Annotated in this window: 20 protein-coding genes; 9 read left to right on the top strand and 11 right to left on the bottom strand. The window is 61.2% G+C overall.

All coding sequences use genetic code 11. The annotated features are described in order from the left end of the window. Positions 1 to 3: 3 nt before the first annotated feature. From ACUN0E_RS18430 to phnG, 7 genes are all read right to left on the bottom strand, one after another. On the bottom strand, positions 4 to 1,137 hold the full coding sequence (locus ACUN0E_RS18430) for an alpha-D-ribose 1-methylphosphonate 5-triphosphate diphosphatase (protein WP_445567540.1): 1,134 nt from the start codon (positions 1,135 to 1,137) through the stop codon (positions 4 to 6). A 94-nt stretch (positions 1,138 to 1,231) separates the two neighbouring features. Continuing rightward, positions 1,232 to 1,999 carry a phosphonate C-P lyase system protein PhnL gene (gene phnL / locus ACUN0E_RS18425; protein ID WP_445567539.1) on the bottom strand — a complete coding sequence of 256 codons (768 nt, stop codon included), beginning with the start codon at positions 1,997 to 1,999 and terminating at the stop codon, positions 1,232 to 1,234. Between the two features lie 8 nt (positions 2,000 to 2,007). Next, positions 2,008 to 2,778 carry a phosphonate C-P lyase system protein PhnK gene (gene phnK, locus ACUN0E_RS18420; RefSeq protein ID WP_445567538.1) on the bottom strand — a complete coding sequence of 257 codons (771 nt, stop codon included), beginning with the start codon at positions 2,776 to 2,778 and terminating at the stop codon, positions 2,008 to 2,010. Next, positions 2,775 to 3,698 (bottom strand): alpha-D-ribose 1-methylphosphonate 5-phosphate C-P-lyase PhnJ, encoded by a 924-nt coding sequence (locus tag ACUN0E_RS18415; RefSeq protein WP_408335011.1) that lies wholly within the window; start codon positions 3,696 to 3,698, stop codon positions 2,775 to 2,777. Before ACUN0E_RS18415 ends, phnK begins: the two co-directional genes overlap by 4 nt. After that, positions 3,695 to 4,852: a carbon-phosphorus lyase complex subunit PhnI gene (locus ACUN0E_RS18410; protein WP_445567537.1), complete on the bottom strand. Its 1,158-nt coding sequence runs from the start codon at positions 4,850 to 4,852 to the stop codon at positions 3,695 to 3,697. Before ACUN0E_RS18410 ends, ACUN0E_RS18415 begins: the two co-directional genes overlap by 4 nt. Continuing rightward, a complete protein-coding gene (gene phnH / locus ACUN0E_RS18405; protein ID WP_445567536.1) occupies positions 4,852 to 5,463 on the bottom strand; it encodes a phosphonate C-P lyase system protein PhnH in 612 nt (203 codons plus the stop codon). Before phnH ends, ACUN0E_RS18410 begins: the two co-directional genes overlap by 1 nt. Continuing rightward, on the bottom strand, positions 5,463 to 5,948 hold the full coding sequence (phnG, locus tag ACUN0E_RS18400; RefSeq protein WP_408335017.1) for a phosphonate C-P lyase system protein PhnG: 486 nt from the start codon (positions 5,946 to 5,948) through the stop codon (positions 5,463 to 5,465). The genes phnH and phnG overlap by 1 nt, the downstream gene beginning before the upstream one ends. Before the next feature lie 181 nt (positions 5,949 to 6,129). Between phnG and phnF the strand changes: the two genes are divergently transcribed. From phnF to phnN, 3 genes are read left to right on the top strand one after another with little or no spacing between them, the layout of a single operon-like run. After that, complete coding sequence (gene phnF, locus ACUN0E_RS18395) at positions 6,130 to 6,888, top strand: phosphonate metabolism transcriptional regulator PhnF (protein WP_408335020.1); 759 nt, start codon at positions 6,130 to 6,132, stop codon at positions 6,886 to 6,888. Then, entirely contained in the window at positions 6,885 to 7,607 is a 723-nt protein-coding gene (locus ACUN0E_RS18390) for a DUF1045 domain-containing protein (protein ID WP_445567535.1), read from the top strand. Before phnF ends, ACUN0E_RS18390 begins: the two co-directional genes overlap by 4 nt. A 2-nt stretch (positions 7,608 to 7,609) precedes the next feature. Further along, the gene (gene phnN / locus ACUN0E_RS18385; protein ID WP_445567534.1) at positions 7,610 to 8,164 is read left to right on the top strand and encodes a phosphonate metabolism protein/1,5-bisphosphokinase (PRPP-forming) PhnN; all 555 of its coding nucleotides are present in this window, start codon (positions 7,610 to 7,612) and stop codon (positions 8,162 to 8,164) included. Positions 8,165 to 8,170: 6 nt separating this feature from the next. Here the strand turns inward: phnN and ACUN0E_RS18380 are convergent, their stop codons facing one another. Next, entirely contained in the window at positions 8,171 to 9,079 is a 909-nt protein-coding gene (locus ACUN0E_RS18380; protein ID WP_408237982.1) for a LysR family transcriptional regulator, read from the bottom strand. Between the two features lie 130 nt (positions 9,080 to 9,209). Between ACUN0E_RS18380 and ACUN0E_RS18375 the strand changes: the two genes are divergently transcribed. Then, on the top strand, positions 9,210 to 10,400 hold the full coding sequence (locus tag ACUN0E_RS18375) for a M20 aminoacylase family protein (RefSeq protein WP_445567533.1): 1,191 nt from the start codon (positions 9,210 to 9,212) through the stop codon (positions 10,398 to 10,400). A gap of 110 nt (positions 10,401 to 10,510) precedes the next feature. After that, on the top strand, positions 10,511 to 11,812 hold the full coding sequence (locus tag ACUN0E_RS18370; RefSeq protein ID WP_445567532.1) for an MFS transporter: 1,302 nt from the start codon (positions 10,511 to 10,513) through the stop codon (positions 11,810 to 11,812). A gap of 4 nt (positions 11,813 to 11,816) precedes the next feature. Here the strand turns inward: ACUN0E_RS18370 and ACUN0E_RS18365 are convergent, their stop codons facing one another. Further along, on the bottom strand, positions 11,817 to 12,641 hold the full coding sequence (locus ACUN0E_RS18365; protein ID WP_408237973.1) for an IclR family transcriptional regulator: 825 nt from the start codon (positions 12,639 to 12,641) through the stop codon (positions 11,817 to 11,819). A 467-nt stretch (positions 12,642 to 13,108) separates the two neighbouring features. Between ACUN0E_RS18365 and speB the strand changes: the two genes are divergently transcribed. After that, positions 13,109 to 14,086 carry an agmatinase gene (speB, locus tag ACUN0E_RS18360; RefSeq protein ID WP_445567531.1) on the top strand — a complete coding sequence of 326 codons (978 nt, stop codon included), beginning with the start codon at positions 13,109 to 13,111 and terminating at the stop codon, positions 14,084 to 14,086. A 74-nt stretch (positions 14,087 to 14,160) separates the two neighbouring features. Here speB and ACUN0E_RS18355 read toward each other — a convergent pair whose 3' ends face one another. Further along, the gene (locus ACUN0E_RS18355; protein WP_408237967.1) at positions 14,161 to 15,084 is read right to left on the bottom strand and encodes a LysR family transcriptional regulator; all 924 of its coding nucleotides are present in this window, start codon (positions 15,082 to 15,084) and stop codon (positions 14,161 to 14,163) included. Positions 15,085 to 15,309: 225 nt separating this feature from the next. Here ACUN0E_RS18355 and ACUN0E_RS18350 point away from each other — a divergent pair, with 225 nt between their 5' ends. Further along, on the top strand, positions 15,310 to 16,452 hold the full coding sequence (locus tag ACUN0E_RS18350) for a branched-chain amino acid ABC transporter substrate-binding protein (RefSeq protein WP_445570472.1): 1,143 nt from the start codon (positions 15,310 to 15,312) through the stop codon (positions 16,450 to 16,452). Here ACUN0E_RS18350 and ACUN0E_RS18345 read toward each other — a convergent pair. Beyond that, positions 16,449 to 17,381, bottom strand: a complete 933-nt coding sequence (locus tag ACUN0E_RS18345; RefSeq protein ID WP_445567530.1) for a LysR family transcriptional regulator — start codon at positions 17,379 to 17,381, stop codon at positions 16,449 to 16,451. The genes ACUN0E_RS18350 and ACUN0E_RS18345 overlap by 4 nt on opposite strands. 280 nt (positions 17,382 to 17,661) lie before the next feature. On the opposite strand from ACUN0E_RS18345, the gene ACUN0E_RS18340 reads away from it, so the two are divergent. Next, positions 17,662 to 19,170: an aldehyde dehydrogenase family protein gene (locus ACUN0E_RS18340; protein ID WP_445567529.1), complete on the top strand. Its 1,509-nt coding sequence runs from the start codon at positions 17,662 to 17,664 to the stop codon at positions 19,168 to 19,170. Positions 19,171 to 19,301: 131 nt separating this feature from the next. Next, on the top strand, positions 19,302 to 20,828 hold the full coding sequence (locus tag ACUN0E_RS18335; RefSeq protein WP_445567528.1) for a purine-cytosine permease family protein: 1,527 nt from the start codon (positions 19,302 to 19,304) through the stop codon (positions 20,826 to 20,828). The last annotated feature ends 7 nt before the right edge of the window (positions 20,829 to 20,835 follow it).

The raw sequence follows: 20,835 nt of genomic DNA, 5'->3' as shown, positions 1-20,835 counted from the left end.
TCGTCAGACGATCCGCGCCCCGGCGCGATACGTCGCGCGCGGCACCGGTAGCGTGTCGAGCATCGTGACGCGTACGAAGTCCGCGCGCAAACCTGCTTCGATCGCGCCGCGATCATGCAGGCCCGCCGTGCGGGCCGGCTCGGCGGAGACTGTCGCCATGGCGCGCGGCAGCGTCCAGCCGGCCTTACCGACCAGTTCGAACACGGCAGTCAACAAACTGGACGGCACGTAATCCGACGACAGGATATCGAGCAAATCAGCTTTAGCCAGTTCGAGCGCCGACACGTTGCCGGAATGTGAGCCGCCGCGCACGATATTCGGCGCCCCCATGATGGTCGAAATACCATGCTCGCGTGCCGTCTCGGCGGCGATGCGGGTGGTTGGGAATTCGGCCAGCACGATGCCTTCGGCCTTGGCCTGTTCGACGTGCTCGATCAGTGTGTCGTCATGGCTCGCTACCGGAATGCCAAGCCGGTTGCAGCGCGTGACGATCTCGCGGCGGTGCGCGTCGGCGTAACGTTCCTGTTCGACAGACAGCTCGGCCAGCGCGGTCGCCACGTGTTCGTCAGTCAGCTTGCCGTTGCGCTCCTGAAAACGGCGCCATTGCTCGCGGTCGTGCCATTGACGCTGGCCGGGCGTGTGATCCATCACGGAGGCAAGCCGCAGCAACGGATGCCCGCACAATGAATCGAACACCTCGACCACGTCGGCGGTAGCGATTTCGCAGCGCAGATGCAGAAAGTGTTCGGCGCGCAGCAACTTGCGCTCGGAAAAGCGCGTGAGGGATTCAGCGCATTGCGTTTGCAGATCGCGGCCGCGCAGGCCCACATTCGAGCGCGAACCGATCGCGAGGGCATCGAACACCGTGGTGATGCCGGCCGCCGCCACCTGCGCGTCGTGGATCACAAAGGCGGCATCGGTATTCCATTGCACGCCCGGACGCGGCGCCAGATGTTTCTCGAGGTTGTCCGTGTGCAGTTCGATCAAACCCGGCAACAGATAGTCGCCGTCCCAATCTTCCGCTTCACGCGCCGAGGTCGTGCCACGCTCGACGTCGCGAATCACGCCGTCTTCAATGCGTAGCACGCCGGTAAATACATCGTCTCGCGTCACGATGCGAGCGTTCCTGATCAACATCGACTTGCTCCGTAGTCTGTCGTGAGTGTCGCAGCGCAGTGCTTCGACACAGTATTTCAGCTTAGTGGTTCAGTTTAGTGCCGTTTCGTGTCAATTAGTGGCGTAGCGGCGGCCGGAGTTCAAGGCGGCGCGTGGCGACCTTGTTGCGGGTATCTTCGTCGTGAAAGATGCCGACAATCGCCGCGCCACGCTCGCGAGCTTCGACGACCAGATCGGCCACTAAGTCGCGGTTCTCCGCGTCGAGCGAGGCCGTGGGCTCGTCGAGCAGCAACACCGGATGCCCGGCGATCAAACCGCGGGCGATGTTCACGCGTTGCTGTTCGCCGCCGGAGAAGGTGGCGGGCGCGAGCGACCACAGCCGCTCGGGCACATTCAAGCGCGCTAGCAGGGCAGCAGCACGCGCACGGGCTTCGTCTTCCGCCACGCCACGAGACAACAACGGTTCGGCGACAAGCGTAAGCGTCGGTACACGCGGAATCACGCGCAGAAACTGGCTGACGTAGCCGACTACGTTGCGCCGCAGGCGCAGCACGTCGTGCGGCTCGGCGCCGGTGATCGACACCGGCTGCCCGCCATCCGCCGCCGCGTCGCGAATCGCAATCGAGCCCGTGCTGGCCAGGTAGTTGCCGTATAAACAGCGCAGCAGCGTACTCTTGCCGGCGCCTGAAGGGCCGACCAGCACGACACATTCGCCGCGTTCGACATCGAGCGACACACCCGCGAGCGCTTCAATCTGCACGCCGCCCTGGCCGTGCAGCGTGAAGGTCTTGCCGATGTCGGCCGCGCGCAGCATCAGTGCGTTGTTTTTGATGAACGCGCGTTCATCGACGTGTGATTCCTTGCTTGTTTCAATGGATCGCATTGTGAGCCTCAAACCGGCAGAACCGAGGAAACCAGCGTTTGCGTGTACGGATGCTGCGGATCGTCGAGCACCTGGTCCGTCAGACCGGCCTCAACGACTTCACCGCCTTGCATGACCATCAGGCGATGCGCAAGCAGTCGCGCCACGCCGATATCGTGCGTCACGATCAGCACCGACAGATGCAGTGTGGACGTCAATGTGCGCAGCAGATCGAGCAGGCGTGCCTGCACCGAGACGTCGAGGCCGGCGGTCGGCTCGTCCATGAAGACGAGGCGCGGACCGGTGACGAGATTACGCGCGATCTGCAAACGCTGCTGCATGCCGCCGGAAAACGCCGCCGGAAATTCGTCGATGCGGGTGGCGTCGAGTTCGACGCGCTCCATCCACTGCGTTGCGGTGTGGCGGATATCGCCATAGTGTCGGGCGCCGACGGCCATCAACGGCTCGCCGATATTCGCGCCGGCAGAGACGCCGCTGCGCAGGCCGTCGCGCGGATTCTGCTGCACGAAACCCCACTCGGTACGCATCAAAAGACGCCGGCGCGGTTCGGACAAGGCGAGCAGATCGAGCTTTTCGCCATGCGTGGACGTGTAGTGGAGCGAGCCGCTATCGGTTTCGGTTTTCAGGGCGAGCGCATTCAGCAGTGTGGTCTTGCCCGAGCCGGATTCGCCGACGATGCACAGCACTTCGCCCGGATACAGATCGAAACTGACGTTCCTGCAGCCGTTGCGGCCACCAAATTGTTTGGTGAGCGAACGGGCGCTCAACAGCGGCGTCATGCGATTTCTCCTTTGCGTGCTTCGTAGGACGGCAGTTCGAGGTCCTGATCGCCGCGGCGTTCATGGCAGTAGTCACTATCAGAGCAGACGAACATGCGCTTGCCGGCGTCGTCGACGATCATTTCGTCGAGGAAGCTTTCCGTCGATCCGCACAGCGCACACGCGTGCTGCCACTTTTGCACCTCGAACGGATGGTCGTCGAAGTCGAGACTGCGCACGGGGGTGTACGGCGGAATCGCGTGAATGCGCCGTTCGCGGCCGGCGCCGAACAATTGCAGCGCGGGGTTCATATGCATCTTCGGGTTGTCGAACTTCGGAATCGGCGACGGCGAGCTCAGATAGCGGTTGTTGACGATCACCGGGTAGTCGTACGTGGTCGCGATGCTGCCGTGATGGACGATGTCCTCGTACAGCTTCACACTGATCAACCCGTAATCGGCCAGCGCGTGCAGCTTTTTGCATTCGGCGACGCGCGGCTCCAGGCGAAATAACGGTTCGGGCATCGGCACCTGATAAACCAGAATCTGCTTGTCGGTGAGCGGTGCTTCGGGAATCCGGTGACGTGTCTGGATGATCGTCGCTTCGGTCGTGCGGCGCGTGGTCGCCACGCCCGTAGTGCGCGCAAAGAAGCGGCGGATGTTGACCGCATTGGTGGTTTCGTCGGAACCCTGATCGATGACCTTCAGCGTATCGTTCTTGCCGATGATCGCCGCGGTCACCTGAATGCCGCCGGTGCCCCAGCCGTACGGCAGGGGCATTTCCCGCGAGCCGAACGGTACCTGATAACCCGGCACGGCGACCGCCTTGAGCAACGCGCGGCGCAGCATGCGCTTGGTCTGTTCGTCGAGGTAGGCGAAGTTGTAGCCGTCCGCGGCGCTGTCGTACGAAGCAGTGGTGAGAGAGGTGTGCGGCGCGTTCATGCGGCTTGCTCCTGCTGATCGCGATCCTGATCCTTGCCTTGATCGTTGCCCTGATTTTTGCCCGCTGCGTCGTGTTGCGCGCGCAGTCGTCTCACGAGTTCGAGTTCGGACTGGAAGTCGACGTAGTGAGGCAATTTCAGATGCTGAACGAAGCCAGAGGCTTCGACGTTATCGCTATGCGAGAGCATGAATTCGATGTCCTGCGTCGGCGAGGCGAGCGTTTCACCGAGTTCCTCAGCGCGCAACGCACGATCCACCAGCGCCATTGCCATCGCTTTGCGTTCCGAGTGTCCGAACGCGAGGCCATAGCCTTGCGTGAAAGTAGGCGGGACGTCGCCGCTGCCGGCGAACTGGTTGATCATCTGGCATTCGGTGATATCGATATCGCCGATTTCAACGGCTTCGCCCAGTTCGTCGAGTTCCATTTCAACAGCGATCGTGCCGAAGCGGATCTCGCCGGCAAAGGGATGCGTGTGCGCATAGCCACGTTGGGTGGCGTAGCCCATGGCGAGCAAAAAGCCTTCGTCGCCGCGAGCGAGGTTTTGCAAACGCGTCGCGCGGCTCGCGGGAAAGGCGAGCGGCTCACGCGAGAGGTCGCCGGGTTCCGGCGCTTCCGGCGTGGGGCGTTCCTGTTCGATCAGGCCTTCCTTGTCGAGCAGCGTGACCACGCGCGGCATGGCCTCTACTGCGAACTGGGCGGCTTGAGTGGAAGCGGGTGTTGTGGCCGTATCGGTCCCGGCATCGCCATCGGCGAGCAACGCGAAATCCAGCAGACGCTGCGTGTAATCGTAAGTCGCGCCGAGCAACTGGCCGCCGGGCACGTCCTTGAAGGTCGCCGAAATGCGGCGCTCCACTTGCATGGTTTCGGTATCGATCGCCTGCGTATAGCCAAAACGAGGCAACGTAGTGCGATACGCACGCAGCAGAAAGATTGCTTCGACCAGATCACCCGCGGCCTGTTTGATCGCGAGCGCGGCGAGCTCTTCGTCGTACACCGAGCCTTCGGTCATCACGCGCGCGACGGCGAGGCGCAATTGTTCACGAATCTGCGCGACGCTGAGTTCAGCCAGCCGCGTATCGCCGCGGCGCTTCTTGTCGAGCAGACGCCACGACGCCTCGATCGCACGTTCTCCACCCTTGACGGCAACGTACATCAGTTCACCTTCGCTTGAGTTGTGCGCGGCAGGCCGATCAGCGTGCTGCCGCAGACGAGATAACAATCGATTCCGCACGGAAAGAGCGGTGCGAGGGCGGCGCGTTCGTGCCAGAAGTGTTCGGGCAGGCCAATCGGCGAGATCGTCGTGGTGTGCTGTATGCCCGGGCCGCTGAGTACGACCGGCGTGCCGCCTGTCAGTGCTTCGACGCGGATCAGCAACGTCACCGAGTGCTCAGGCGATTCGGCTTCGCCGAGGGCAAAGCTTTCCAGCGGCGGCATCGTGCTTGCGTCGTGGATATAGGCGAACGCGGCTTGTCCCGGTTCGTCGACGAGGGGCGCGCCGGTATGAAAGCGCAGCGCCGAGCCCAGCGCCGTGTCCACCTGTGCGAGCCACACTGGCGTGGCGTAGTCACACAATGTCAGTAGTGCGGCGAAGGCGGCGAACTCGGCGCGAGTGGCCCGCACTTCCGGCAATCCGCTTTCGACGACGCCCACGGTACCCGGGCGCGACAGCGCATCGAGCAGCGTGCGGAATACCGCCTGGGTGTCGTGCACCGGGTCCGCGAAACCGGGCGTTAGTGTCGACAATGCAATCTGTGAGTTTTCCATCAGTCGCCTCTGACCATCGTGAAGAATTCGACGCGTGTCGCCGCAGCATCCTGCCGGCGCTCCGCGCGTTCAGCGACCTGCTGTGTGTCAAACGGCTCGATCAATTGCTGATGCAAGGCAGCGTGATGCTCAGGCATTTGCAGCAGTGCGTCTGCCAGCGCAGCCAGTTCGGCGCGGCGGCGGTCGCGGCCCAGATGGCACGCAACGCCGACGGTTGCCGTTGCGTCACCCGTGACGCGCAAACGCAACGTGGCGCGTGTGACGGTGGCCTCGCCGAGATTGAACGGGTCGCCGCTGCCGCCGACGCGGCCGCGCACCATCGCGAGGCCGATTTCGGGTGGTCGCAGCCAGTCGTAAGCAGGGGGCGGGACGCCTTGCAGCGCGCGTTCCAGCGCGGCTTCGAGATCGGCGCGCGGTGTGCGGGCCAGCACGGCCATCCATGCGCGCCGCGTGGCGGAGGAAGGCGAGGCAGAAGTGGCACTCATCGAAATTCCTGTTGATCCAGCGAGCGGTCATTTGACCATCTATTCATCTAAACGTCTAGACGTTTAGGGGTATGCTTGCCGGGCGTTGATGTGCCTGGCCGCTGTTTCACATTTCCATCACGGCTCGCGCACTACAATGCATGGCATAGCGAATATTTGAACCCAGAGGAATGACAGCACCATGACATTGAACGACAACGCGACGCCGGGCACGCTGCTCGAACGCGGCGCGGGCGTTGCCGTCTGGCGGCAGATCGAGCAGATTCTGGCGGCGGAGATCGCCGCGAGCGGCTTCGGCGAAGAAGGCCGTTTGCCGAGCGAGGGCGAACTGGCCAAACGCTTCGACGTGAACCGCCATACCGTGCGCCGGGCTATGCTCGGCCTGGCCGCTTTGGGACTTGTGAGTGTCGAGCAGGGGCGTGGCACGTTCGTGCAGCCCGGCGCGATCGACTATACGATTGGCCGGCGCACGCGGTTTACAGAAAACTTGCGCCAGCAGCATCATGCGGCGGCGGGCACGATGCTGTCGGCCGCGCGCGTGAAGGCCGAGCCGAATGTCGCGAAGGCACTCAGCCTGCGGGCGGGCGCGTCGGTCTACCGGATCGAGTCGCTGCATGAATCGGACGGCGTGCCGCTCACGTTCGCGCGCAACTGGTATCCGGCCGCGCGTTTTACGGACTTGCCGGCGGTGCTGGAGCGCACGGGCAGCATCACCAAGTCGATGGCTGAACTGGGCGTGAGCGATTATTTGCGCAAGTGGAGCCGTATCGGCAGCGTGTTACCTGAGCCCGAAATAGCGCGGCGTCTGAACATCAACCGGCAGCAGCCGGTGTTGTGGGTCGAAAACGTCGACGTCGATCTGGACGGCACACCGGTTAAATACGGCTTTACGCATTTTGCGGCGGACCGTGTGCAGTTGCTGGTGGAGCACGACGTATGAGCGGCGCGGTGTGGGGCGCTGGGGCACGTTTCGCGGTGTATTACGCACCCTCGCGCGAGTCGGCATGGTGGCAGGCGGGTTCGGCGTGGCTGGGGCGTGATGCGGAAAGCGGCGAGCGATGCATGTCGCCGCAACCGGAAGACCTGACGCGCCCTCTGGCCGATCTAACCGAAGCGCCGCGGCGCTATGGTTGGCACGGCACGCTGGTTGCGCCGTTTCGTCTTGCTGAAGGCATTACCCAGCAAGATCTGCTGGAAGCGACGCGCAAATGGGCCGGCACGCAAAGCCCGTTCGCGCTATCTGTCGATGCAGCGACGCTCGGCGATTTCGTCGCACTGCGTCCTGCCGATCCGGGTGGCGAAGCGAGCATTCGTCGCGTTGCGTCCAGTGCGCTGCAAGCGCTCGATGCGCTGCGCGCCAAGCCGGCCGCTACCGATCTGGCACGCCGTCTCGCCGCGCCATTGAGTGAACGGCAACGTGCATTGCTGCTCGAATGGGGTTATCCGTACGTCTTCGACGAATTCCGCTTTCACATGACGCTATCCAGTTCTCTTGCCGATGCCGATGAGCGCGCGACGCTGGTTGCATGGTGGCAAGCGAAAACGCCGATGCTTGGGCCGCTCGCTATCGATCACGCGGCGCTCTTTGTCGAACCCGCGCCCGGCGAGCCGTTCGTTCTGTGGCAACGCGTGCCGTTTCAGACCCGCGAGGTGAAATAACAATGGCTGGTCGTCTGATTTATGTCATGGGGCCGTCCGGTGCGGGCAAGGATTCATTGCTGGGTTTTGCGCGCCACCGCCTGATGGGCGAGCCGATTCTGTTTGCGCATCGCTACATCACACGGCCGAGCGGCAAGGGTGAAGAGCATGTTGCGTTGAGCGTCGAAGAATTCGCGGCGCGTTCGGTGCTCGGTCTGTTCGCGCTCGAATGGTCGAGCCATTCGCTGCGTTATGGCATCGGTATCGAACTCGATGCATGGCTTGCACGCGGTTGCACGGTCGTCGTCAACGGGTCGCGTCAGTATTTGCAGCAAACGTTGGCGCGTTATCCGCACGCGGAGGTCGTGCACGTATATGCAGCGCCGCATATTCTCGAAGCCCGGCTCGGCGCACGGGCGCGTGAGTCGGCGGAACAGGTCGCGGCCCGGCTCGCACGGCGGGCACCGTTTTCGCTGCCGGAGGGGCTCCGGTGCATGACGATCGATAACTCTGGAGCGCTGGAAGACGCGGGGCTCGAACTGATTGCTTTTTTGCAGGCGGAAGCCGACGTTCGATAAGCCTGGCTACCCGGCCATGGCCATCCGCTCTCTGGTCGCTTCCTGCAGGCACGACACAAACTGCAACACCGCCGGCGTAGGTAACAAATCGCGCCGTGAGATGATGCTGAGGTCGTAACTTGGCAGCGCCTCTTCAATCTGTGCAATGCGTATGCCAAGCGGCGCGACCATCTGCGCCAGGGGCCTGGTAAAGCAACCGATCACATCGGTTTGCGACACTAGCCCGAGCGTCACCGCGAATGACGACGGCGCCCGCAGTTGCCGTTTTGGCACCGGCAAGCCGTGCGCATTGAACATTGCCATCATCACGCTATGCGGAAAGTGATCGGCGCCCACGGTCACGATCCATTCCGCGTCGAGCAATTCATGCAGGCTCGTGACGTTCGCTAATGGATGCCCCGCGCGCATCGCGACGACGAACTGCGTCGAGTAGAGCGGCGCTTGCACCAGATCGCTGTCGAGCGCCTGCACATGATGGATCGCCGCGATATCGAGCGCGCCGTTGCGCAAACGCGCGACGGCATCCGGAATCGTGACTTCTTCCAGATGCAGATTCACCAGCGGCATCGCACGGCGAAACTTCGAAACCGCATGCGGTAGAGCAGTCAGCGCGATCGACGGCATCGTGCCCACGCTCACCTTGCCGGCCAGTTCCCCCTTCACCTGTTCGACTGCCTCGACAGTGCGGCGCATATCGCCCAGCAACTGTTCCGCGCGCGGCAACAGCGCAAGCCCGCACGCCGTTAACTCGACGCCGCGCACGCTGCGCACCATCAACTCGGCATTCAATGCGTTTTCCAGCTCGCGAATTGAGTGCGTGACGGCCGGTTGCGTTACGCCGAGCTCGCGCGCGGCGGCGCGCAGACTGCGATGATGGGCGGCGGCGACGAATGCTTGCAGTTGTTGCAGCTTCATGAGGGTAATCCCGTATATAAAGCTTGTTAATCAGGGTGAAAAAAACAGCATCTTATTCGAACAAAACGGCGTAGCTATAGTGCTTGCCTGTTTGCCGCGTTATGCGGCGTGAATTCCCATGGAGCGATAGATGAGCGAAGCCGCGCGTTTTACCGAAGTGTCCGACCTGGTGCCTGCCGCCGAAAGCCTGCGCGAGATCCGCCATCACATCCATCACCATCCGGAACTCGCCTACGAGGAAGTGCAAACCAGCGCTTTGGTGGCTGAGAAGCTCGAACAATGGGGCTGGCAGGTCACGCGAGGGGTCGGTCAAACTGGCTTGGTAGGCACGCTGAAAGTGGGCGATGGCACGCGCAGCATCGGCATTCGCGCTGACATGGACGCGCTACCCATCATCGAACAAACCGGACTGCCGTATGCGAGTGGCACGCACGGCAAGATGCACGCGTGCGGCCACGACGGCCACACGACGATGCTGCTTGGCGCCGCGCAACATCTCGCCGCCACCCGCAATTTCTCGGGCACCGCGCATCTGTACTTCCAGCCGGCCGAAGAAAGCGGCATCGACAGCGGCGCGATGAAGATGATCAATGACGGCCTGTTCGAGCGTTTCCCGTGCGACGCCGTCTTCGGTCTGCACAACCATCCGGGCGAAGAACCGGGCGTGATGCTGTTTCGCAAGGGGCCGTTCATGTCGGCGGGCGACAAGGCGATCATCACGATCGAAGGTATCGGCGGTCATGCGGCGCGTCCGCATCTGACGGTCGATCCGGTGGTGGTGGCGGCGAGCATTGTGATGGCGTTGCAGACGATCGTGGCGCGTAACGTCGATCCGTCGCAGCCGGCGGTGGTGACGGTCGGCTCGATGCATGCGGGCACCGCGAACAACGTGATTTCGAGCAGCGCGAAACTGGAGTTGAGCGTGCGTTCGTTCAGCCCCGAAGTGCGCACACTGCTGAAAAAACGCATTACGGAACTCGCCGAAAGCCAGGCCGCGAGCTATGGCGGCAAAGCGGTGGTGGAGTACATCGAAGGCTATCCGGTGGTGATCAATTCGGATGCCGAAACGGATTTCGCGGTGCAGGTGGCGCGCGAGCTGGTCGGCGACGACAAGGTGGTCGAGCAGACCGACATTCTGATGGGTAGCGAAGATTTCGCCTTCATGCTGCAGAAACGGCCCGGCACGTTTCTGCGGATCGGTAACGGTGCGGGCGAAGACGGCTGCATGGTGCACAACCCGCATTACGACTTCAACGACCGCAATCTGCCGGTCGGCGCGGCATTCTGGACGCGGCTGGTGGAGCGGTATCTGGGCCAGTGAGGAGCCAAAGCCGGGCCAATAAGGCGACTCAGGCGCTAATGAGCTGCGGTTGAGCGGGCATTGAGTTCGCACCGTCAGCCACACAATCATAATGACGAGGAAGACCCGCGATGAACGCCACAACGGATGCGAGCCACGCTGTCGACGCTACCCGAACCACCAACCGCGGCGCAGTCGCGGCAGCGGTGATCGGTAACTGGCTCGAGTTTTTCGACTTCACCGTGTACGGTTTTTTTGCCGTGATCATCGGTAAGCTGTTTTTCCCGTCGGCGGATCCCACGACTTCGCTGCTCCTGTCCGTGGCGACCTTCGCCGCGGGTTTCATCACGCGGCCGCTCGGCAGCGTGATGCTCGGGGTGTATGCGGACCGCAAGGGCCGCAAGTCGGCGCTCAACCTGACCATCATGCTGATGGCGGCGAGCACCGGCCTGATCGCGATTGCGCCGACCTATGCGCAGATCGGCCTCGCCGCGCCGCTGCTGATCGTGCTGGCGCGTCTCGTGCAAGGCTTCTCACAGGGTGGTGAGTTCGGCGCGGCGACCACCACCTTGCTGGAACAGGGCGGCGGCACGCGGCGTGGTTTTCGCGCCAGTTGGCAACTGGCGACGCAAGGCGGCGCGGCGCTGATGGGTTCGGGCATTGCGGCGGCGCTTTCGGGCGCTTTGCCGAAAGAGTCGCTGGAAAGCTGGGGCTGGCGCATTCCGTTTCTGATCGGCGTGCTGATCGCGCCGGTCGGCATCTACCTGCGCCGCCGCCTCGCGGACGAGCCGGCAGGGGCGCACAGCCACGCCATCGAGCGCGGTGTGCTGCACGAACTTTTCACGGAGCATCTGCGTCCGCTGGTGCTGATTACGCTCACCGTCATGGGCGGCACGGTCTCGACCTACATCCTGACCTTCTATATGCCGACCTATGCGATCCACACGCTCGGCCTGCCGATGTCGCTGTCGATGCTGGTCGGCGTCGCGTCGGGTTTCGTCATGCTCATCATGTGTCCGGTGTTCGGCATGCTGTCAGACCGTATCGGCAGCCGTAAGCGGCCGATTCTGTTCGGGCGTGGCGTGCTGGTGCTGCTGCTGTTTCCGGCCTTCATGCTGATCAACCGCTTTCCGCAGTTGCCCGTCATCATGTCGGCGACCGCGTTGATGCTGCTGTTCTACTCGATGGGATCGGCGTCGGAATTTGCGTTGATGTGCGAGTCGTTTCCGCGGCGTGTGCGTGCCACCGGCATTTCGATCGCGTATGCCTTGAGCGTGTGCGTATTCGGCGGCACCGCGCAACTGGTCGCTACGTGGCTGATCAAACTGACCGGCAGCAAGCTGGCGCCGGCCGGTTACGTGGCGGCGTGCGTGGTGGTGTCGTTGATCGCGGTGGCGATGCTGAAGGAAACGGCGGATAAGCCGATTGATTGATTGATCAACCGCGCCGCGCAACCATCTCGGAGACCGTCTGCGCGGCCTGCTGCAAGGGCTCCAGAAATGCCTTCACCATCTGTTTGGCCGAATTACGCTGAGCGTTGCCGCTGATATTCATCGCCGCGATTACACGCCCCTGGCGGTTGCGAATCGGCGCGGACAGTGAAATCAGGCCGCCTTCCAGCTCCTGATCGACGATCGCCCATCCCTGGCGGCGCACCTGCGCGATCAGCTTTTTCAGCTCTTCCTTATCGGTCACCGTGCGCGGCGTGTGAGCGTAGAGCGGCGCCGAGCTCAGGGTCGCTTCGAGCGCTTCGTCGTCGAGCGCGGACAGCAGGACCCGGCCCATCGACGTGCAATACGCCGGCAAGCGGCTGCCGATCGACAGGTTGATGGTCATGATCTTGTGAGTCGGCACGCGCAGCACGTAGACGATCTCGGTGCGGTCGAGCACGGCCGCCGAGCAACTTTCGTGAACCTGCGCCGATAGCGTTTCCATCACCGGTTCGGCGAGATTCCAGAACGGCATCGAGGTCAGATACGCGAAACCGAGGTCGAGAATCTTCGGTGTGAGGCGGAACAGGCGGCCTTCGGCCTCCACGTAGCCGAGCGTCTGCAGGGTCAGCAGGATGCGGCGTGCGCCGGCGCGTGTCAGGCCGGTAGCGGCCGCGACGTCCGTGAGCGTCTGTTCGGGGCGGGCGGCATTGAACGCGCGGATCACCGAGAGACCTCGCGCGAACGACTGCACGTAGGAATCGCCCGGTTTGTCCGGGGCCGGTTCGGCGCTGACAGGAACGGCGGAAGACGGCGGCAGGGCTTGGCTCATAGACCTAGGACGGTGCGTTTGAAGAAGTGCGCGGAGCGATTGCGCGATTCAGCCGTCGCGATGCTGCGCCAAGGCGTGACGATAGCTTAAGCCTTCTGTTTCGCCAACGTTGACCGTTTTTGCTCCAGGTCCGTATAAATGGAATCTGGTCTGAGGTGGCAGGCTAAGTTATTGATTCAACGGAACTTGTGCGTCATACACATTTGTCCATGCTGCAAATAAAGTTGCGGCTGGATACCTGCGACCGAACCTTTGATGAACACGACGGTCCCGCAACGTTTAAACATTGCTTCGGACTCTCCCGAAGTGTAGTTCTTGTTTTTGGCATTTTTCCGTTGATTTTGTTTGCCTAGACTCCGTTTCAGATGCACCACTCGCTTCTGACAAAGAGCGTTGCTGCAGCAATGGAGAGGGCGGCGCCTCTGCGTCGCCCATATCTGGACGAATAAAACAGGACGGAGGCAATCATGTCTGAAAACAGCTACGAAACGGGTCGGCTCAATTTGCCGTTTGTGGGGATCTGCACGTTCGCGAAATCCCCGTTGTGTCTCGACTGGGACAAGATCGATGCGGATGTCGCGGTAATGGGCGCGCCCTTCGATTGCGGCACCCAGTGGCGTGCCGGGGCGCGCTTCGGCCCACGTTCGATTCGCGATGCGTCGACACTGTTCTCGTTCGGCCACGGCGGTGCATACGACTTCGAAGACGATGTCGTTTATCTGCCTAGCAACGAAGTTCGTATCGTCGATATCGGCGATGCGGACATGGTTCACACCAACACTGAAAAGAGCCACTCGAACATCGAATACGGCGTGCGCAAGATATTGGCGGCAGGCGCGTTGCCGGTGGTGATGGGCGGCGATCACTCGATCAACATTCCGTGCATCAACGCGTTCGAAGGTCAGGAGCCGTTTCATATCGTTCATATCGACGCGCACCTCGATTTCGTCGACGAGCGTCATGGTGTGCGGTACGGCCACGGCAATCCGCTGCGGCGCGCGGCAGAGAAAAGCGTTGTGTCGGGCATGACGCAAATCGGCATTCGCAACGTGTCGTCGACTGCGCGCGAGGGCTATGCGCAAGCGCGTGAGATGGGCTCGGACATTATCTCGGTGCGCGATCTCCGCCGCCTCGGTATCCAGGGTGTGCTGGACCGCATCCCGAAGGGCGTGCGTTATTACCTGACGATCGACATCGACGGTTTCGATCCTTCAATCGCGCCTGGCACGGGCACGCCGAGCCACGGCGGTTTGCTGTATTACGAAGGACTCGAACTGTTCGCGGGTCTCGCAGAGCAAGGCGAGGTGATCGGCATCGACCTCGTGGAAGTTGCACCTGATTACGACCATTCGGGTTCGACTTCAATTCTTGCTGCGCAATTGCTGCTGAACACCATCGGTCGTGTCATGCATCAACGCAAAGTCAAACGAAACCTTTCTCGCTGATTTGCGCGTAATTGCTTTTCGGCGCGTTGAACGTGATACCCGGTCACCTATGGCCGATATATTAGCCGCGGGCGCTACTTGCCGCTTCGCGAGGCGCGGCCCAGTTCTTTGGCCGCAGCCCGCAACTGGTTGCAAAAAGCCTGTACGACCCGTGCCGATTCGCCGCTTTTGCGCGTGATTATCTGAAAATCCAGATGCGTCACGTAGTGCTCGGGATCGATGCGGGTCAACAAGCCGTTGTCCACCCAAGGCAGCGCGTAGTGAGGCGGCAGAAAGCCGATATAGTTGCCGGACAGAATCAGCATGGCCCGGCCCTCGACGTTATCGACGGAGGCCGCGGCTTCCGGCATGTGCAGCAACTTCAATTCCTGGTTGCCGAGATACGCGCGGGCCGCCAGTCGCTGCTTACTGAGCACCGAAACAGGAACCCTGCCGCTCGCCCGTTCGTGCAACGGATGAGTCGACGCACAATAGAGTCCCTGTTCCTCACGATAGAGCGGCAGGTAATCGAGGCCGGGAATGTGCACAGGAAATGGCCCCACGGCGAGATGCAGACGACCATCCAGCACGTGCTGCTCCATGCTTCCCGGCGTTTCGATCTGCACATGCAGGCGAACTTCTGGCGCCATCTGACCGAACTCGCGAATTGCCATGGGTAGAGGCGAGTACTTGTCGGTCAACGTCGCCTCGATCATGCCGAAGCGCAACACGCCGGAGAGCTGATTGCGCAGTGCGCCAGCTTCCATTTGAAACGTGTCGACCGCGCCGAGCAGACGTTGCGCGGCGGCGTGCAGTTCCGCGCCTTCCTCGGTGAGCCGGAAACCGGCGCGTCCGCGTTCACATAGCCGCAGTCCGAGTCGCGTCTCCAGTTGCGACATGTATTCGCTGATACTCGATGCGCCGATGTTGAGAATGGGCTGCGCAGCCGCAAAGCCACCGCATCGCACGATGGTTTCGAAAATTCGCAATAGCTTGAGATCCGTGTCCTGAACTTGCATGGTGGCGCCCCTCGATTACTTCGGGGGTTTCCGAAGTGCATTTCATCAATGGTGCATTTTATTGGGGAATTTGGCTACACAGAATTGCCATCAATCCAACTGTCCGACCATCGGAAGATCGGTCGCGACGGATGGGGTCAAGCGATGTTATCTGTGCCATGCCGGTAAGGTTCGCCGCTCGTCGGCGACACGGTCTGGCACACCACTCGAGGTGAGGAGAGCATGATGAAGAAGCCATACGCAGGTGCAAGCTGGTTGACAGCAGTCGCTTTGAGCATGATCTCCCTGAGCGCGACAGCGGGTGAGCAGGTCGTCAAGATCGGTCTGACGGGGCCGTTGACCGGCCCGCAAGCCGCCATCGGCAAGGACGACGAAAACGGCGTGAGAATGGCGATCGAGCGTCTGAATTCCGAGGGTCTCGTGATCGGTGGTCAGAAAACTCGCTTCGAGTTGGTCTCGCAAGACGACGCCGCCGATCCGCGTACCGGTATGACGGTCGCGCAAGGCCTGGTGGACGCCAACGTGAAGGTTATTTTCGGGCCGTTTAATTCCGGTGTCGCGATTCCGATCTCGAACCTCGTGAACGGATCAGGCATCGTGATGGCGACCGTCGCGTCGAATCCGTCGATCACGCAGCACGACTATCCGTTCGTGTTTCGCATCTCCGCCAGCGACACCCAACTAGGCAGCCGGATGGGAGAATTTGCGGCAAAGGAACTGAAGATCAAACGTATCGCCGTGATAGACGATCGCACCGCGTATGGCCAGGGCGTCGCCGATGAATTCGTCAAGGCGGCTAAAGCCAACGGCATCGAGATTGTGGATCGGGAATATACAACCGACAAGGCGACTGACTTCGTATCGATTCTCACGCACGTCAAGGGTGCCAACGCGGAAGGAATCTTCTACGGTGGCTACTACGCGCAGGCCGGTGCGTTGCGCAAGCAGATGAGGCGCCTCGCAATGAATGGCTACCTGCTGGGCGGCGATGCAATGTGTAATGCCGAACTGGCGAAACTTGGTGGCGATTCGGTCGACGCGCGCGTGTATTGCCCGCAAGGCGGCCCCGTCCTGGATCAAACACCGGAAGGCCGCCGGTTCAAGGCGGACTACAAGCGACGCTTTCAAACCGATCCGCTAACCTACAGCGCTGCCTTGTACGATGGCGTGAACATCGTGGCGCAAGCGATGACGAAGGCGAACTCGATCGAACCAGCCCAGTACCGCGCTGCGCTGGCGAACATCGATTCTCGCGGTGTGTCGGGCCACTACCGGTTCGACAGGAACCGCGACCTCACGGATTCACCCATCACCATCTATCACTATCGAAATGGCGAGCCGACGCCTCTTGCGTCTGCACAACCCTAAGCCTGCCCCATGTGCGCCTTCTGCTCGGCCGTACGGTAGCTTTCCATCAGGTCGATCATGAATACCTGCAGGATGGTCGGGGGCACGGCGGCCCGCCGTATGATCGCGCAAAATGGCCACTGGGTACCGAACTGGTCCGGGCATATCTGATGCATCTCGCCGCGCGCGATCCATCGGGCAGCGTAGTGGATCGGTAGAAATCCAATGTATGCCCCCGATAGAATAAGGATCGCCTGTGCCTCGATATTGTCGACGGTTGCTGCGGCTTTACTTACCTTGAGCATTTGAAGGTCGTGCTGCTGCAGATAGCCCCGTGCAACGACACGGCTCGACGCGATGGCCTGTTCGAGCGCGTTATCGGCCTGCGAGCGGCCGGCAAGCGGGTGACTCTGTCCGCAATACAGGCCGTCCGGTTCGCAGTAGAGATCCGTGTAGGTTAGCCCCGGCACATGAAGCGGGAAATGCCCCACGGCAATGTGCAGCCGGCCGTCCAGCACACGCTCCTCCAGTTCGGCAGGCGTGCCCACGTAGACATCCAGATGCACGTCGTGTCCCCGCGATACGAACGTTTGCAGTGACTGCGGCAGCGGCGAGGCCGAGTCGGTTACGGTGTTGTCGATGATGCCGAGGTACAGCTTTCCCGAGATGTGCTTTTTTAACGCATCGGTATCCACACAGAAGCTTTCTACCGCCACCTGCAACCGCTGCGCCGCCTCGTACGTCGCCATGCCGTGTTCGGTGAGGCGAAATCCGCTCCGCCCGCGCTCGCAAAGCTTGAGCCCCAATCGTGTTTCGAGCGTCGTCATCTGCTCGCTGATCGTCGACTGGCTGACGTTCAGGGTCGCCTGCGCGGCGGAAAACCCTCCGCACCGTACCACCGTCATGAAAACCCTCAGTAGTTTGAGGTCCACGTCCTGCAACTGGATCACCGTCGTCGCTCCTATTGCACCGCTTGCTTCGATATTCCCGATATGAACATCTGATTCACGTGATTTTTACCCTCGGGCATGTCGTCCATAGTCTCTCAAAACGCCGCGTAGCTACAAGCCACGTTTATATCGATGGACCTCCGGTTGTTTGTGAGCGGCCGACCCCTCTCGCGATCCCGCGAGGTCCTCGCCAGGCGTTGCAGGAACGCGCGGACCTACGCGCATGAAACTGGCCCATTAGAGGCCGAATTGCAGTCAATCCGTAACACAGGAGACAAAGATGGATACCGTCGCACGAAATTACCTGGAGAAGTTTGGCGTCCTTGAAGAGACGCAACGCTTTCTCATCAAGCCGCAGAAAATGTTTATTGGTGGCGCGTGGGTGCCGCAAGGTGACCGGGAATCCTGTGCCGTGATCGAGCCGTCCACCACCGGGCTGATCACGCACATTCCCTTGGGCACCACCGCGGATCTGGATCGTGCGGTCGAAGCTGCCCGCAAACAATTCGATGGCGGATCATGGCGCAGGCTCAAGCCGCTTGAGCGGGAACGGCTGCTTCATCGACTCGCTGATCTGATTGAGGCGAATGCAACTGAACTGGCCGAGATCGAATCGATCGACGTAGGCAAGTCCGTCGCGAATGCGCGTGACGTCGACGTTCAAGGCACGATCGACACCTTCCGCTATTTTGCCGGGTGGGCGTCAAAGCTCCACGGCCGCACGGTTGAACCCTCTCTGCCGGGTGAATACGTTGCCTATACGCGCAAGGAACCCATCGGTGTGATCGGCGTGATCGTGCCGTGGAACTTCCCGTTGCAAACAATGGCATGGAAGGTGGCCGCAGCGCTTGCCGCCGGTTGCACCACAGTGATCAAGCCCGCCGAACTGACTTCTCTATCGACCCTGCGCTTCGCGGAGCTGGTGCAGGAGGCCGGGATTCCTGACGGCGTCGTGAACGTCATAACGGGACGTGGACGCGAAATTGGTGCGGCCATGGCCGCCCATCCTGGCATCGACAAAATCACGTTCACGGGTTCCACCGAGGTGGGCCGTACTGTCGGACACACGGCCGTGGGAGGCATCAAACGCCTCACGCTCGAACTGGGTGGCAAGTCACCGGTGCTGGTGCTGGAGGACGCCGACGTCGAGGCGGCGGCCCAGGCGGTCGCAAACGGCATCTTCTTCAATTCCGGACAGGTCTGCGATGCGGGGACACGGGTCTACATCCAGCGCGGCATTCACGACAAGTTCATTGGCGCGCTGATTGAACACACCCGCAAGCTGAAGATCGCCCCCGGTCTGGATCGGGATTGTTTCATCAGCCCGCTCGTTTCTGCGCTTCAGAAGGATCGCGTCTCTTCCTATATCGAAGCGGGGCGGCGCGAAGGCGCGGAAGTTGTGCAGGGTGGCCATGTACTGGACCGGCCAGGCTATTTCGTCGAGCCGACCATCTTTGCGCATTGCCGCAGCGACATGAAGATAGTTCGCGAAGAGATCTTCGGCCCAGTGCTGGTGACCGCGCCCTTTGACGACCTGGATGATGCGTTGTCGCTGGCAAACGATTCGCCGTACGGTCTTGCCGCCGCGATTTACTCCAATGACCTGAACCGCGTGCACAAGCTGATCCCGCAGTTGCGCGCCGGCACGGTCTATGTCAATGCACATAGCACCATTGATCCGTCAATGCCGTTCGGCGGATTCAAGGAGTCCGGCTTCGGCAAGGACCTTGGCCCCGAGCAACTGGATCATCTGATGGAGACCAAGGCGGTCTGGATCACGCTGCACTGAAGCGCAAATACGCTAACGACGCCGCCTCGAATAAACGTGAGCCGAGCGCCACGTGACGAGCGGAAGTCGCGGCCAGCACGCATGCCGGATCCATCTCTATTCCATCAACCTCTCATTGCAGCCAGGGGTACATGATGCAAGCAACAGACGAAACAGTTGAACGCGCGGTAGTTGGGGTCGAGTCGGGTGCCATCGAGGGCCATTCAATCGACTTCATTCCAGGTAACGAAAGAACCGACAGGCTATCCAGGCAGGGACCGTTCTGGTTTCTGGGTAATTTCACGTTCTTCACCATGACTATTGGTTTTGTTGGTCCCAGCATTGGCCTGAGCGCGCTGTGGACGACGATAGCCGGCACGCTGGGCATTATGTTCGGCACGTTGTTCATGGCCTTTCACGGATCGCAAGGTCCTCATCTTGGTTTGCCGCAGATGATTCAGTCGAGAGCGCAGTTCGGCTATCGCGGGGTCATCGTGGTCTTGCTGGCGACGCTATTCGTGTTTGCTGGATTCAACATCGTCAACCTGGTGTTGATGATGCAGGGTCTCAAAGCGCTGTTCAACTGGGACCCCGTCAAGGTGGCGTTGGCAGTCACGCTGCCGGCTTCGATTCTGGCCATTCTCGGGCATGACTGGATGCACCGCAGTTTCAAATGGGCGTTGTATCTGTCGCTTCCCCTTTACGGCCTCGTAACAGTGGCCGTCCTGATGCACTGGGTGCATGACGTGCCGCTCGCCTCCGTCGCACCGGGCGCGGCGCCGACACCACCACTCGGCTTCAACTGGATTGCATTCATTGCACAATTCGCAGCCGCCGCCAGCTACAACATCGCTTACGCACCCTATGTATCGGACTATTCGCGCTACCTGCCGAAAAACACGCCGAGCGGTAAGCTGATCGCGGCGGTGTTCCTGGGCGCATCGCTGTCGGGCGCGTGGATGATCGCGATTGGGGGTTGGCTCGCGGACCATCTGCACGCAACCGATGTACTGGTCGCGTTGGATCAGGTGGGTAACGACCTGGCACCAGGTATGGGAAGCATTGTGGTTGCCGTCACGATCCTGGCGTTTCTGCCGGTGATCGCAATGAACATCTATAGCGCCAAATTGACGGCTATCACGGCAGTTGATTCGTTCCGGAAAGTCCAGCCGACTCTCAGGACTCGCATTCTGGCAATTGTCTTCGTGGTGATCCTTCAGCTCGGCGTGGCGCTGAGCATCTATACCTCGGGTAAGGGACTCTCCGTCCTGAATATTTACCTCGTCGTCATGCTGTATTTTCTGGTGCCCTGGACCGCGGTCAATCTGACGGACTACTTTTTTGTCCGCAAGGGGCGCTATGCGATTCCGCACTTCTTCATGCCTGACAACAATCTGTACGGCAAATGGGGCGCGCGCGGTTTGCTGGCCTATGCGACCGGCTTTGTCTCGATGATTCCGTTCTTCTGCGTCCTCGACGGCTCAAACGAAGTGTATGTCGGCCCGTTTTCACGTGCGATGGGCAGCGTCGATCTGGCCTGGCTGGTTGGTCTGTTCGTCTCGGGCATTGCCTACTACGTGTTGTCGCGTTCGCTCGATCTGAAGTACGAAGCATCGGTCATTGCCCAGATCGAGAAGACATCACCGCAATACACCACCGGCGACACGAGTCGCTACTGATCCACAG

The sequence above is a fragment of the Paraburkholderia sp. D1E genome, assembly GCF_052682275.1.
This window is presented reverse-complemented; position numbering and strand designations above follow the sequence as displayed.